The 14157-nt window shown below is 69.7% G+C and carries 11 protein-coding genes and 1 pseudogene; 7 read left to right on the forward strand and 5 right to left on the reverse strand.

Going from position 1 to position 14157, the window contains the following annotated elements:
• Positions 1-16: 16 nt before the first annotated feature.
• The 5 genes from ACLQ29_RS11135 to ACLQ29_RS11155 all read left to right on the forward strand — a co-directional run bounded on the left by ACLQ29_RS11135 (position 17) and on the right by ACLQ29_RS11155 (position 5349).
• The gene (locus ACLQ29_RS11135) at positions 17-712 is read left to right on the forward strand and encodes an NADPH-dependent F420 reductase (protein WP_425771525.1); all 696 of its coding nucleotides are present in this window, start codon (positions 17-19) and stop codon (positions 710-712) included.
• Between the two features lie 96 nt (positions 713-808).
• Positions 809-1258, forward strand: a complete 450-nt coding sequence (locus tag ACLQ29_RS11140; RefSeq protein WP_425771526.1) for an iron chaperone — start codon at positions 809-811, stop codon at positions 1256-1258.
• Between the two features lie 222 nt (positions 1259-1480).
• Positions 1481-3721 carry a YncE family protein gene (locus tag ACLQ29_RS11145; protein ID WP_425771527.1) on the forward strand — a complete coding sequence of 747 codons (2241 nt, stop codon included), beginning with the start codon at positions 1481-1483 and terminating at the stop codon, positions 3719-3721.
• A gap of 57 nt (positions 3722-3778) precedes the next feature.
• The gene (locus ACLQ29_RS11150) at positions 3779-4573 is read left to right on the forward strand and encodes an inositol monophosphatase family protein (protein ID WP_425771528.1); all 795 of its coding nucleotides are present in this window, start codon (positions 3779-3781) and stop codon (positions 4571-4573) included.
• 98 nt (positions 4574-4671) lie between these two features.
• Positions 4672-5349, forward strand: a complete 678-nt coding sequence (locus ACLQ29_RS11155; protein ID WP_425771529.1) for an HAD family hydrolase — start codon at positions 4672-4674, stop codon at positions 5347-5349.
• A gap of 138 nt (positions 5350-5487) precedes the next feature.
• On the opposite strand, the gene ACLQ29_RS11160 is transcribed toward ACLQ29_RS11155, so the two are convergent.
• The 5 genes from ACLQ29_RS11160 to ACLQ29_RS11180 all read right to left on the reverse strand — a co-directional run bounded on the left by ACLQ29_RS11160 (position 5488) and on the right by ACLQ29_RS11180 (position 11687).
• On the reverse strand, positions 5488-7038 hold the full coding sequence (locus ACLQ29_RS11160; RefSeq protein ID WP_425771530.1) for a pectate lyase family protein: 1551 nt from the start codon (positions 7036-7038) through the stop codon (positions 5488-5490).
• 403 nt (positions 7039-7441) lie between these two features.
• Positions 7442-8596, reverse strand: a complete 1155-nt coding sequence (locus ACLQ29_RS11165; RefSeq protein ID WP_425771531.1) for a serine hydrolase domain-containing protein — start codon at positions 8594-8596, stop codon at positions 7442-7444.
• A gap of 3 nt (positions 8597-8599) precedes the next feature.
• Positions 8600-9424, reverse strand: coding sequence for a carbohydrate ABC transporter permease (locus tag ACLQ29_RS11170; protein WP_112585274.1), 825 nt, complete (start codon positions 9422-9424; stop codon positions 8600-8602).
• Positions 9421-10374: a carbohydrate ABC transporter permease gene (locus ACLQ29_RS11175; protein WP_425771532.1), complete on the reverse strand. Its 954-nt coding sequence runs from the start codon at positions 10372-10374 to the stop codon at positions 9421-9423. Before ACLQ29_RS11175 ends, ACLQ29_RS11170 begins: the two co-directional genes overlap by 4 nt.
• Positions 10371-11687 carry an ABC transporter substrate-binding protein gene (locus tag ACLQ29_RS11180; protein WP_425771533.1) on the reverse strand — a complete coding sequence of 439 codons (1317 nt, stop codon included), beginning with the start codon at positions 11685-11687 and terminating at the stop codon, positions 10371-10373. Before ACLQ29_RS11180 ends, ACLQ29_RS11175 begins: the two co-directional genes overlap by 4 nt.
• A gap of 411 nt (positions 11688-12098) precedes the next feature.
• On the opposite strand from ACLQ29_RS11180, the gene ACLQ29_RS11185 reads away from it, so the two are divergent.
• Together ACLQ29_RS11185 and ACLQ29_RS11190 are read left to right on the forward strand one after the other, a co-directional pair.
• The gene (locus ACLQ29_RS11185; protein ID WP_425771534.1) at positions 12099-13124 is read left to right on the forward strand and encodes a LacI family DNA-binding transcriptional regulator; all 1026 of its coding nucleotides are present in this window, start codon (positions 12099-12101) and stop codon (positions 13122-13124) included.
• A gap of 53 nt (positions 13125-13177) precedes the next feature.
• A pseudogene (locus tag ACLQ29_RS11190) lies at positions 13178-14152 on the forward strand (family 43 glycosylhydrolase); the annotation flags it as partial.
• Between the last annotated feature and the right edge of the window lie 5 nt (positions 14153-14157).

The raw sequence follows: 14157 nt of genomic DNA on the forward strand, positions 1-14157 counted from the left end.
GAACCGAGAGGACGACATGTTCGACAACGACCGACCCCAGACCCTTGGCGTGCTCGGGGCCGGCAAGGTGGGCACGGTGCTCGCTCGGCTCGCCGTCGCCGCCGGCTACCGGGTGCTGGTCGCCGGCTCCGGCGACCCGGCGAAGATCGCCCTCACCGTCGAGGTGCTCGCTCCGGGAGCGGCGGCCACCACGGCTGTCGACGCGGTGGCCGCCGCCGACATCGTGATCCTCGCCCTGCCGCTGGGTAAGTACCGCAGCGTTCCCGCCGAGGCGCTGCGCGGCAAGCTCGTCGTCGACGCGATGAACTACTGGTGGGAGATCGACGGCATCCGCGACGACCTCACCGACGCGCGCACCTCGTCGAGCGAGATCGTCCAGGCGTTCCTGCCCGGCTCCCGCGTCGTCAAGGCGTTCAACCACATGGGCTACCACGATCTCGAGGACGGGTCGCGGCCGAGGAGAACGCCGGACCGCAAGGCCATCGCGATCGCCGGCGACGACGTCACGGACCTCGCCACGGTCGCGACTCTGGTGGACGCGCTCGGCTTCGATCCGGTCGTCGCCGGCCCCCTGGCCGAGGGCGTACGACTCGAACCCGGCAGTGAGTTGTTCGGTGCCAACGTCAGCGCCGACGAGGTGCGGGCCATGCTCGACCGCTTCGGAGACTCCGAGCGTGGACGGACCATTGCCGCCGCCCGAGCCTCGGCATAACCGATCAGGAATCGAGAAGCCCGGCCGGTGTCGTCCGGCCTAACCTTTTCCCAGGTCGCGGCATGGTGCCGCACCTGATCGAGAGGGAGCCCGCGCATGTCCGCGAAGACCACCACGACCACGTCCGACGGTTTCAGCGCCGAGGAGCGGGCCGCGATGCAGGAGCGCGCCGCCGAGTTGCGCGCCGAGGGCAAGAAGGGCGCGAAGAAGGCCGACGGGCTCCAGGCGCTCCTCGACCGGATCGCGCAGATGGAGCCGGACGACCGTGCGCTCGCCGAGCGCGTCCATGTGGCGGTGACCGCCGCCGCTCCCGAGTTGTCCCCGAAGACCTGGTACGGGATGCCCGCGTACGCGAACGCCGACGGCAAGATCGTCGTCTTCTTCCAGGACTCCGGCAAGTTCAACTACCGCTACTCCACCCTGGGCTTCCAGGACGCGGCAAACCTCGACGACGGCGACCTGTGGCCGGTGGCGTACGCCCTACAGAAGTGGAGCCCCGCCGTGGAGAAGAGGGTCGGCGAGCTGGTGCGGGCGGCGGTCTCCTGACCGTCACCCGCCCATCGCCGCGAGGTGCGGCACGCACAATGTCGCAGTTATCGACATGTGAAGATGTCCGGCCGCCTGGCGAAGGCGGGTGGATTCCCGTCGGAGGGGCCAGCCATGATCCCCTGCGGGGTGCCGACCTGACGCCCCAGACGGGGGACATCGATGCTGCACCGACAATCATTCGCACGGGCGCGCGCCGCACTACCGCGCCGGATCGCGGGCGTGACCGCCGTGGCGACCCTGGTCGCCGCCGCCGCGGTCGGCGTGGCCGGGCCGGCCTTCGCCGCGGCCCCACCCAGCGCTTCCGCTGACACCATGACGCTCCTGCCAGACGTCACCGACGTCGCCGACACCGCTGCCGGCGGCGGCCGGGTCTTCGTGTCCGCGACGGACCGGGTGATCGTCGCCGACGCGACAGGCGCCATCACCGACACGGTGACGGGGCTTGCCGGCGCGAACGGCCTCGCCAGCACGCCCGGCGGAGACCGCCTCTACGTGGCGCTGTACGACAGCGGCGAGGTGGCGGAGATCGACACGAGCACCGCGAAGGTCACCCGCAAGATCGACGTTGGTCGGCGCTGCCCCCGGCACCTCGCGCTCTCCGGCAGTCGGCTCTGGGTCGGCTACGGCTGCGAAAGCGTCCACGAGGGCGGAGCGCTGACCCTGGACGTCGCCGCGGCCACCCCCACCATGGTCGGCATCATCGACAACACGTTCGGTGCGCCGGCCGTCGCCGTGGCCGGTGGCGTGCTGGCCCTCGGCGAGACCGATTTACATTCGTCAGTGGTTCACGTCTACTCCGTCGACGGTCAGCAGGCGACCGAGCGCGGCACGATCGAGGTGCCCACTCTCAACGACCTGGCGCTGACCCCGGACGGCTCGCTGCTGGTCGTCGCCTGGGGTGCGGATTTCTTGCACTTCGCGTACGACACCACCACCCTCGCCGAGGTGCGCCGCTATGGCGACTCCTCCTCGGCCTGGGCGACGGCGGCGGCGTTCAGCTCGGACGGCCGACACCTCGCCGCCGGCCACCGCTCCGCTGACGGCCCAGCGCTGGTGATCCACGACACCGCCAACGGCACGGTGGTCAACACCGCCAACGCCGAGAGGGGTTACCTGGTGGGTGGTGCCGTGAGCTTCCTCGGCAACGACGCCTTCGCGGTCATGGAGGGGGCCGAGAGTTTCTGGCTCTGGCGAGTGGCTGACGCGACGCTTCCGGCGTCCGCCATCTCCCTGAGCGCGCCCGCCTCCGGGACCGCGCTCGACCCGCTGCGCATCACCGGCCGGCTCACCCTGGCCGACGGCGCCGCTGCGGGGGTGCAGGAGCTGCAGGTCACCCGCACGATTCCGGACGGGACCTGGGCCACCCTCTCGGTCACCACCGCGGCCGACGGCACCTTCACCCTCACCGACGTCCCCCCGCTGAGTGGTCAGATCCGCTATGACGTCTACTGGAATCCGACCGCGGACTATCAACGCGGCACCGCCTCGGTAACCGTCCCGGTCGACGGCCGCACCGCGACGCTCACCCTCGGCGGACCGAGCAACGGCAGGGACGGCAGCCGGCTCTCGCTCTCCGGCGTCCTGGGCCTCGACGGCAAGGCTCCGGAGCAGCCACAGACCCTGGCGGTGACCCGGACGATCTGGAACAACCGCCTCGACGGCGCCGTCGAGCAACTGCCGAACGTCAGCACCGACAGCCGTGGCGCCTTCACCGTCCTCGACACACCCAGCCAGGGCGGCCGGTACGTCTACACCGTCACCTGGCACGGCGACTCCGTGTACGCGTCGCCGTCCGCCAGCCACGAGGTCGCGGTGACATCCGCGGACTCGCACATCGCCGGGCAGGTGGCGGAGCCCGCGTACATCGGGGTGCCGGTGCGGGTCACCGGTGCCGTGACCTACGACGTCGGCGCGTGCCAGGGCCCGACAGTGGTGCACGTGAGCCGGCGGATCAACGGCGGTGCGGCGACGCGACTGCCGGACGTCACCACCGACGCCTCGTGCGGGTTCGGTTTCGACGACACCGTGGGCAGGACGGGGCCGGTGACCTACACCGTGGCCTGGGACGGCAACTCCACCCATCGCAGGACCACCGGCGCCATCTCCGTCACCGTGCAGAAACAGCCGTCGTTCGTCGAGGCCACCTCTCCCGACCGCACCCTGCTCAACGGGCAGCAGGCGGTCATCGAGGGCAAGGTCACGGGTCTCAACGGCGAGTCGATCAGCGGGCGGTTGAAGCTGACCGTGCAGCGGATCGGCCCGGACGGCTCCTCGGTCACCCTCCCGAGCGTGACCACCGCCGCCGACGGCACCTTCTCCTACCGCGACTCGCCGCCGGCCATGGACGCCAGCACCTACCCGCAGTTCCAGTACGAGTTCTCCTGGTCCGGCACCGCCACGTACCGGGCGACCACGGGCAGTGTCTTCTTCTACATCGTGCCGCCAGACTGCGATTGCTGATGTGCCTGCGATGCCGCCCGCCCGCCCGTTGTGCGGGCGGGCGGCATCATGTCGGACATGTCAATCACCGATCACGCACTGGCCATCGCGGCGGCGGAAGCCGGAGCCGCTGTCGTCCGCGCGCAGTACGGCTCATCGCTGGCACGCTTCGTGAAGACCGCGGACGACTTCGCCACCACGGCGGACGTCGAGGCCGAGAAGGCGATCCTCGACGTCCTGCGCGTCGGACGCCCGCAGGACGCCGTGCTGGCAGAGGAGAGCGGGCGCACCGGCGTCGGCGGGAACGGACGTACGTGGCTGGTCGACCCGTTGTGCGGAACGTTGAACTATGCCGTGCGGACCATGCTGACCTCGGTCAACGTCGCTCTGCGGGCCGGGGCACGCGTCTCCGTGGCCGCCTCGGCTGACCCGTTCACCGACGAGGTGTTCTGGACCGACGGCACCGCCGCGTACGCCAGGCGTGGTGGCGTCGACGAGCCGCTCACCCCGTCGGCCGAGTCACGACTCGTCGACGTCAATCTCGACCCGCCGTTTCCCCACCGGCACGTCTTCCTGGCCGCCCGGATGCTCGCGGACGAGGGGTTCATCGAACAGTTCCGCCCACGTGTCGTCTCCACCACGCTGGCCGTGGCCTGGGTGGCCGCCGGTCGGCGCGCCGGCTATGTCACCGATGGCGAGCACCTCTGCGACAGCGTCCACTTCGCGGCCGGAATCGCCCTCGGTCAGGCTGCCGGTTGTGTGGTCACCGGGATCGACGGCGGGCCGGTTCACCCCGGCGGGAAGGGTCTTGTCGTCGCCGCCGACGAGCGGACGCACGGCGCCCTCCTGGCTCTCATTCACCACCAGCGGTGACCGTCGGCCCGACGGCCACGGCACGAGAGCCGAAGCCCGAGCGCGACAATCTTCGGCCACAGGACGTGGCCGAAACCAGCACCGGGATACTGGCCACCGTGACGACCAAAGCCCTGATCTTCGACTTCGACGGTCTGCTGATGGACACGGAGACCACGCTGCTGGAGAGCTGGCGTTGGGAGTGGCGGCGGCACGGCCTGCGGCTCGACCCGACGGGCTTCTTCGCCGACCACGGTGGCGACGCGAACGAGGCTCGGTATGCGGCGCTCGAAGCGGCGATCGGGCCGGCGTACGACCGCACGTCCAGCCACACACTGCGGATGGCGTACCGGGCAGAGCTGAATGCGGCGCTGACGCCCGCGCCCGGCATCCTGGGGTGGTTGGACCGGGCCGCGGAGTTGGGGTTGCGGCTCGCCGTGGCGAGCAGTTCCCCGATCACGCATGTGGGCGCGCTACTGGACCAGGCGGGGCTGCGGGCGCGGTTCGAGGTGCTGGCGACCGGCGAGGAGGTGCCCGCCCACAAACCGGATCCAGCGGTCTACCTGCTGGCGCTGGATCGGCTCGGGCTGCCCGCGAATCAGGCGGTCGCGTTCGAGGACACCGCGCACGGCGTGGCGGCGGCACAGGCCGCTGGGCTCCGCTGCGTTGCCGTGCCGAACCGCCACGCGGACCACGCCCGATTCACGGCCGCGGACCTGGTGGTGCCCAGCGCGGCGGACCTGCCCCTGGACGCGCTGCTGGCCCGCCTGGCGCTGGGGGTGAGCAGTCTCCGGTGAGCGCCCGCCGGCGCCCGAAGATCGAGGAGATCTCGAAGATCTTCTGGGAGACCGAGCAGAGCTTGACCACCCGCCGAGGCGTGCTCGCGCCTGGGCGGGAGCGACAGGTTCCGCCGCTCCCGCCCAGGGACAGAACCGCTAGCTGGCGTACGTCTCGAACTCGCCGACCCGCGGCGTACCGCTGGAGCTGTTGATCCTGAAGTTGATCTTGGTCAGAGCGGTCGAGGAGAAGGTGATGGAACCTGCCCCGCTGCCGGCGGCCAGGACAGCCCCGTTGTCGTTGTTGACGAGCTGCCAGGCCCCGATGGAGCCCTGGGTCCCCGACGGCTCGCGGATGACCACTCGGGACACCCGGGTCGCGGAACCCCACTTGATCGAGATGGTGCCCGTCGCTCCGGCCGGCGACCAGTAGGTGCCGATGTTGCCGTCCCGCACGTTGCCGTAGCTGGTCCCGCTGGCCTTGCTGGATCCGTCGGCACCAGCGCCGAGGCTGAGGTTGGGCCCACTCGGCGGGGGCGTGGTGGGCGGCGGCGTGGTCGGCGGGGCGCTCGTCGGCGGAGCCGTGGTCGGCGGCGGGCTCTGCGGTGAGCAACTGCCGTTCGACACCCGCAGGCCCGTGTTGGCGCCCACCGTCTGCCGGACGATCTCCGGTACGCAACTCGCCCCGTCGAGGCTGTACGGATACGGGATGGTGACAGTGGTGTTGGACGTCGGGTTGGGGCCGGCGGGGTAGTTCTCGCTGCCGGCGCCGGACCAGGTGACGTTGTCGAAGATGTTGCCGCTCACCTGCCAGTAGCCGCGCTGGTCGGTGTAGAAGGTGCCCAGCACGTCCTTGGAATTGCGGAAGTAGTTGTTCTCCACCTTCGCCTTCGCCCCGGCCCGGGAGTTGATACCCGACTCGCGAAGGCTCACGTAGTGGTTGTTGTAGATGTGGGCCGTGCCGCCGCGCAGCAGCGGCGTCCGGGAGTCGATGTTCTCGTACAGGTTGTGGTGGTAGGTGATGAAGCTGTTCGAGAGGTCACTCTCACTGGACCCGACGAGGCCTCCGCGCCCGGAGTTGCGCAGGACGCTGTAGGACAGGGTGACGTACTGGGTGTTGTCCTTCATGTCGAAGAGACCGTCGTACCCCTGCGACTCCCCGCCCGAGGCCTCCAGGTTGACGTGGTCGACCCAGACGTTGCGGACCGTGCTCTCCATGCCGATGGCGTCTCCACCGTTGGAGGTGGGCGAGCCGGACTTCTTGACGTTCCGGACCGTCACGTTCTGGATGATGATGTTGCTGGAGTCCCGGATGTGGATGCCGAGCTGGTCGAACAGCGCGCCGCTGCCGACTCCGATGATGGTGACGTTGCTGATCTGCTTGAGTTCGATCACACCGTCGGCCGTGTTGCAGCTCGACCCCGACACCTTGCTGGTGTTGCCGTGGTTGATGGTCCCGGTGACCTCGATGGTGATCGGGGTGCCGCTGCTGGGACGACCGCACAGCGCCGCGTGGATCGCGGTGCCGGTGGTGGCCCGTACGGTCTGGCCGCCCGCGCCGCCGGTGGTCCCGCCGTTCTGGGTGGCATAGCCGGTGGCGCTGCCGACCGCCGCCGACGCCTGGGGCGTCGGCAGAGCCACCCCGATGGCGACCCCGACGGCCGCCGTGGCCAGTGCTGCCTGAAGTCGCAATGCGACTGGTCGTCTCATTTCGCCTCACCTTCGCATTCGTCAGGTCCATCGCCGGAGCGCGGCGGTCGCCCGACCGCACTCTGTGCGATCAAGGAGACGCTGCATTGACGAAAGTCAATTGCCGAGGGCTGCCCGGCCCTGACCAGCGCGGGGTTGGCCGCCCAAACGGCGCGCCCCGGCCACGTTGATCGATGCGCGATGACCCGATCCAGGAATAAGACATCGATGTAACGCAATGGTAGGAAAGCGGTTTCCCCGAAGGCAAGGGTTAGCGCTTGCAGGTTTTTTGCAGTGCTCCGGGAGATCGGAACCGGTGACGTGAGTTCCGAACCACGGTGATCATGAAGTTGTTGCGCCGACGCGCCCCGTGATTAATGGCAACAACTTCATGATCACCGGAGCCGCGCTGGGCCCGGTCGCCTCAGTCGTCCAGGCAGGCGCGGACGGCGGCGGTGAGCAGATTGGCGCGCTCGTCGCCCATCCCGCGCATCTGGTTGACCACGTAGCCGAAGCCCACCTGATGCTCGGCGTCGGCGAAGGCCAGGTTCCCGCCCGCGCCGTCGTGGCCGAAGCTGCGCTCACCCAGCAGGGGCCGGGCCGGTGGCGAGTGCAGCAGGAAGCCGGTGCCCCAGCGTTGCCCGGTGTCCGGCGGCCCGTGCCGCTGCTGACCACGCGAACGGACCACCACCGCGTCGTCCACCGACGCCGCCGTGAGCAGCGGTCCACGGTGGAGTTCCGACACGCAGGCGGCGTAGAGGCGTGCGAGGCCCTCGGCGGTGCTCACCGCGCCCGCGCCGGGGACACCGGCGGCCCGGATGGTGTCGTCGTTGAAGCTCACCAGGCCGTCGGCGTCGGCGGGGAAGGCGAATGCGCCACCCATGGTGATGCCCCGTTCGGCGACCGGGTCCACGAACGGGTCGGGGTCCGGGGGCGGGGCCAGGCCCCAGGCGACGGTGTCGCTCTCGGCGGCCGGGAGCCCCAGCCAGGTGTGCAGGCCGAGCGGGCCCGCGACGGTGTCGGCGAAGAACGCGCCGGGCAGTTGGCCGGTGATGCGGTGGATCACCTCTCCGACCAGCCAGCCGTAGGTCATCGAGTGGTAGCCGTGCGCCGTGCCCGGCTCCCACAGCGGGGCCTGCGCCTCGATCGCCTTGATGACCGGATCCCACGCCAGCACCTCGTCGAGGGTCAGCGGTCGGTCCACGGCGGGCAGACCGGCCTGGTGCGTGAGCAGCCAGCGCACCGGGATGTCCGCCTTGCCGTGCTGTCCGAACGCCGGCCAGTAGCGCGTCACGGGAGCGTCGAGGTCGAGCCGGCCCTGTTGGGCCAGCAGGTAGGCGCAGATCGCCAGGATCCCCTTGGTGCAGGAGAAGACGACGACCGGCGTTTGCGCGTCCCAGGGCCGCCCGGTACGGGTGTCGGCCACCCCGCCGTACAGGTCGACGACCTTGCTGCCGCGCACGTAGACGGTGACCGCGGCGCCGACCTCTCCCCGGGAGGTGAAGTTGTCGCGGAACACGTCGGCGACGCGCCCGAAGCGACCGTCGACGTCGCCGTGGATCTGCGGCTGTGTGACCACTGCCTACCCCTTCACTGACCCTTGGATCAGGGCCTTGATGAACTGTCGCTGGAAGATCAGGAACACGATGAGGGTCGGGGTGAGGATCAGCAGCGACCCGGCACACAGCAGCACCAGGTCGGTGCCCCACTGGCCCTGGAACGCTCCGAGCGCCCCGGCCATGGTGCGTTTGGTGGCGTCGTCCACGAGGACGATGGCGAGCAGGAACTGGTTCCACGTCCAGAGGAACATCAGGATCGTCAGCGAGGCGATCGCCGGCCGGGCGAGCGGCACCTGGACCCGCCAGAACAACTGCCACGTGCTGCTGCCGTCCACCCGGGCCGCCTCGGACAACTCGACCGGCACGTTTGTGAAGTGTGCCCGCATCCAGAACACCGCGAACGGCATGTACAGCCCGATCAGCGGCAGGATGATGGCCCAACGGGTGTTGAGCAGGCCGAGGTCCTGCATCTGGTAGTAGAGCGGCGTGACCACCGCCTCGAACGGCAGGGTCAGACCCAGCAGGAAGAGACCGAAGACGAGTCGGCCGCCGGGCACCCGCAGCTGACCGAGCCCGAAGCCGGCCATGGTCGCGATGAGCACCGACACCGGTACGACACCGGCCACGATGAGCAGGCTGGAGCGGAGCAGGGCGCCCATGTTCGCGGCGGTGAAGGCGTCGGCGAAGTTGCCCCACTGCGGATCGGACGGCCAGTCGAGCCCACTGGGCACTGTGCCCCGGGGCTGCAACGCCGCCGAGAGCATGCTCACGAACGGCAGCAGGGTGACGACGATCAGGGCGATCAGGAAGACTCGGCCGGTCAACTGTTCGCGTCGGCTCAGGTTCACTGCTTGTCCCCTCGGCTCAGGCGCTGGATCGGCAGCACACACGCCAGCACGAGCAGCATGAGTACGACGGCGAGCGCCGAGGCCAGCCCGACCTGCCGCTGCGAGAAGGCCAGCCGGTAGATCTCCAGGCCCGGCACCGTGGTCTGGAGGCCGGGGCCGCCGCTGGTGGAGATGTAGACGATGTCGAAGCTCGCCAGCGCCGCGATGATCGTCACGGTGAGGCAGACGCCGATCTCCTGGCGCAGGCTGGGCAGGGTCACGGCGAGGAACTCGCGGACCGGACCGGCACCGTCGAGGCGGGCGGCCTCGTACAGCGCCGGATCGATCTTGCTCATGCCGGTGACCAGCAGGATCGTGCAGAGGCCGAGCAGGACCCAGGCCCCGATGACGCCGACGGCTGGCAGCGCCGTGTCGAAGTCGCCGAGCCAGGCGCGGGCGACGCCACCCAGCCCGACCGCGCGCAGCGCCTGGTTGACCAGACCGTTCGACGAGAGCAGCCAACTCCACGCGATGCCCGCCGCCACCAGGGGGATGACCTGCGGCAGGAAGAGGATGGTACGGACGACGGTGCCGAACGCGCCGGTGGTGATCCGGCGAACCATGCTCGCCACCAACAGCCCCAGCGCGACGGGGATGAAGCTGAAGAAGACGATCAGCACCATCGCGTTGCCGATGATTTTCAGCAGGTCGCTGTCGGTGAAGACGGTGAGGTAGTTGTCCAGGCCCACCCAGCGGGCCATCCCGATGCCGTTCCAGTCGTAGAGCGAGTACTGGAGCGTCAGGGCGAGCGGGCGCAGGACGAACACCGCGTACATCACCAGGGCGGGCAGGACGTACAACCAGCCGGTCCCGGCCGCGCGGGCCCACCGGGATCGGTGGGCCCGCGTCGGGGTGGGGCGGACGCGACGATCGTCGCGCCCGGTTGGTGCGCTGCCGAGGGCAGACGTCATCGGGACAGTTCCTTCTGATACTCGGCCTGGACCGCCTTCACGTACCCCTCGGGCGTCTGCTGACCGGCGATCAGCTTCTGCATCTCCGGCGTGATCGCGGCGGCGAAGATGCCGCCGGTCGCGTTCGCGGTGAAGTCCACGGCGCCGTTCTCCACGCCGAGCTGCTGCGACGCCTTCAGGGTTTCGGCCAGCACGGTGTTCGGGGCGGCGCTCGGCACCGGCAGGTCACTCGGGCCGCCGGGGCTGGAGCCGCCGACGGTCACCGAGATCTCGCGGGCCTTGGCGTTGGTGTGCACCCAGTTCAGGAAGTACGCGGCGGCGTCCGGGTTCTTGGCCTTGGCGGAGACGCCGAAGGTGTTGGGGGCGGACATCGCCACGTGCTTTGCACCGGGAGACTCGGTGGGGAAGAGGAAGAAGCCCACGTTGCCGGGCATCGACTTGTCGAGGTTGGCCGACTCCCAGTCGCCGTTGAACATGAACACGCCGTTGCCCTTCTGGAACTCCCCCACCATGCCCGCGTAGTCCAGGGCGTTGGCGTCCTTGGTGAAGTAGCCGGCCTGGGCCCATTTCTGAATGGTCTGGGTGGCCTTCAGTGCGGCCGGGGTGTCGAACGTGGCCGCCGGCTTCTGGAAGATCCAGTCGGCGACCTGGGTCGGGTCGCCGAACTGGTTCTGTAGCGCCTGGTGCGGGAAGTTGATGCCCGCGGTGTTCTTGTTGAACTGCATGATCGGCTGGACTCCGCTGGTCTTCGCCTTCGCCAGCAGCTCCTCGAACTCGGCGACAGTGGCCGGCGGCTGGGTCATGCCGATCTGGCTGGCCAGTTTCTTGTTGTAGAAGACGCCGGTGACGCTGTAGCCGAGCCCCATCCCGTACAGCGAGCCGGTGCCCCGGGTGTTCTCGCCGACGCGCAGCTGCATGAGCTGCGAGGCGGGGAACTTGTCCCAGCCGTACGCGGTGAAGTACGGGTCGAGGTTCTTGAGCAGGTCGTCCTTGACCAGGTCGACCATGGTCGGGAGCCGGATGATGTCGGGCGAGTTGTCCGAGGCCATCACTCGGGGCGCGTTCTCCACGATCACCGTGAACTGGTCCTCACGGATGTTGAACGTGACGTTCGAGTGCTGCTTGGAGAACTCGTCGGCCAGCGCCTTGGCCAGCGGGAAGCCGGTCTCCGCGTACATGTCCAGGGTGATCGGGTCGGTGCCCAGTTCCGTCTTGACGGCGGCATCGGACTTCTGGGTCGACGACCGGTCCTCGCCCGGCGCGCTGCAGGCCGTCGCGGCCATCCCGACCGCCAGCAGCGACGCGAGGAGCACTGTTCTCCGTCGCGAAAACTTTGTCAGCAATTCTGCCATTTCATGACTCCTCGACATCACCACGCGTCCCGCGACCCATGGCCGCGCGACGGCTCCACCGGGACCACCGCGACCGGGTGGCCGCCACGACACGTACGCCGTGATCTGTCGCCCAGGCGCAGTACCCGTACCGTCAGCAGAAAAGAACCCGGCACGGCCACCGAAGGGGCCTCTGGATGCACCAGAAGTGGTCGCTAAACTGATTTAGCAGAGCATGCGCGCGGCACGGGGAGCTGTCAAGGACAACTTGGCAACGGTGCGGAAACGTCGGGTTCACACCACGCCGACGTGACCGGCGCTCGATCCCGGACGGCGACGCATCATGATGGGCGGGAGCGGCGCCTGTGGCACCGCGCCTGATTCGGAGGACTGATGGGCCGCAACAGAGCAACACTCGCCGACGTCGCGCAGAAAGCCGGGCTGTCCAAGACCGCGGCGTCGATGGTGCTCAACGGCCGGGAGGGCACCAGACTCTCGGCCGAGGCGCACCAGCGGGTGTTCGCCGCCGCCGAGGAACTCGGCTACCGGCCCAACCTCGCCGCGCGCAGCCTGCGCACCCGCAAGACGGCCACCATCGCGTTCGTCTCCGACATCGTGGCCACCACCCGGTTCGCCGGCGACCTCATCCGCGGTGCCCTCGACGCGGCCCGCGAACGGGACCACGTCCTGCTCATCACCGAGACGCAGGGCGACGCCACCTTCGAGCAGTACGCCATCGAGGCCGTCCTGGACCGGCAGGTCGACGGGGTGATCTACGCGGCGATGGCGACCCGACGGCTGACGGTACCCGCGGCCATCCTCGGTGGGCCGGTGGTGCTGCTCAACGCCACCAGCCCCGACGGCCTGCCCAGCGTGGTCCCCGACGACGAGGGAGCCGGCCGCTCCGTCGCCACCGCCCTGCTGGAGCTTGGGCACCGCGACGCGATAGCGCTCATCGGTCGCAACCGGCTCAAGGAGGACGACCCGGAGGTCTCGCTCGCCGCCAGCGCCCGCCTGCACGGCATCCGGCAGACGCTGGACGAGGCGAAGGTCGGCCTCCTGGCCGAGTGTTTCTGCACCGAGTGGTTGCCCGAGCACGGGTACGCCGCCATGCGCAGCCTGCTGAGCAAGCCGAAGCGACCCAGCGCGATCATCTGCATGAACGACAGGTTGGCCTTCGGCGCCTACCAGGCGCTCGGCGAGGCGGGGCTGACCGTTCCCGAGGACATCTCGGTCATCTCGTTCGACGACGACCCGATCGCCGCCTGGTTGCGTCCGAGCCTGGCCACCACGGCGCTACCGCACGAGCAGATGGGGCGGCGAGCGGTCGAGCTGCTCCTGGACGGGGGCGCCGCCGAACCCTCGCTCGTTCCGATGCCCCTGCGCCGACGCCGCTCCCTCGCGCCTCCGGCCGGCTGACCACCGGTCCTCCGACGCGCGCCCCGGCTTGGCGTTGACCGACGCTAAAACGGTTTAGTGCTAGGTTTCCGACCATGCTTCGTCTACCCGACCACTGGGTGTGGGACAGCTGGTACGCGCGGGACGACAACGGCCTCTGGCACGTGTTCTTCCTGCGCGCGTCCCGCGCCCTGCACGACCCGCACCGCCGCCACCGCCGGGCCACCATCGGCCACGCCGTCTCGGCGGACCTACGCTCGTGGCGCCTGGTCGCCGACGCCGTGGTCCCCGCCGACGCGCCCAGCTGGGACGACCTGGCGACCTGGACGGGCTGCACCGTCCGCGGGCCGGACGGACGGTGGTACCTGTTCTACACCGGGGTCGGCCACGCGGAGGACGGGCTCGTCCAACGCATCGGACTGGCTGTCTCCGACGACCTCATGACCTGGCACCGGCACGGCACCGAACCGATCGTCCAGGCCGACCCCACCTGGTACGAGCTGCTGGACAAGGAACTGTGGTACGAGCAGGCGTGGCGTGACCCGTGGGTGTTCCCCGACCCCGACGGCGAGGGTTGGCACATGCTCATCACCGCCCGCGCCAACACCGGTCCGGCGAACACCCGTGGCGTCGTCGGGCACGCCACCTCCACCGATCTCGTCACCTGGACCGTCGCGCCGCCGCTGTCGACTCCGGCCGGCTTCGGTCACCTGGAGGTGCCCCAGGTCGCGGTCCTCGACGGGCAGCCGCTGCTGCTCTTCTCCACCGAGGCCACCGGCAGCGCTCGGCGCGACGACCACCGGATCTGGGTGGCGCCCGGCGAGACCACCCTCGGGCCGTGGGACATCGCGTCCGCCCAACCGTTCGCCCACCCGCACCTGTACGCGCCCCGGCTGGTCCCCGGACCCGCCGACGACTGGTCCCTCATCGGCTTCCTCGACCACGTCGACGGGACGTTCGTCGGGGAACTCACCGATCCCATCCCGGTCCGCTACCAGGCCGCGACCGGGCTGACAGTGGACCCGGCGAGGGCGGACGTGGCCCGGTAGAGCGG

The organism is Micromonospora sp. DT228 (assembly GCF_049841595.1).
In the GTDB taxonomy this organism is placed as follows: domain Bacteria; phylum Actinomycetota; class Actinomycetes; order Mycobacteriales; family Micromonosporaceae; genus Micromonospora.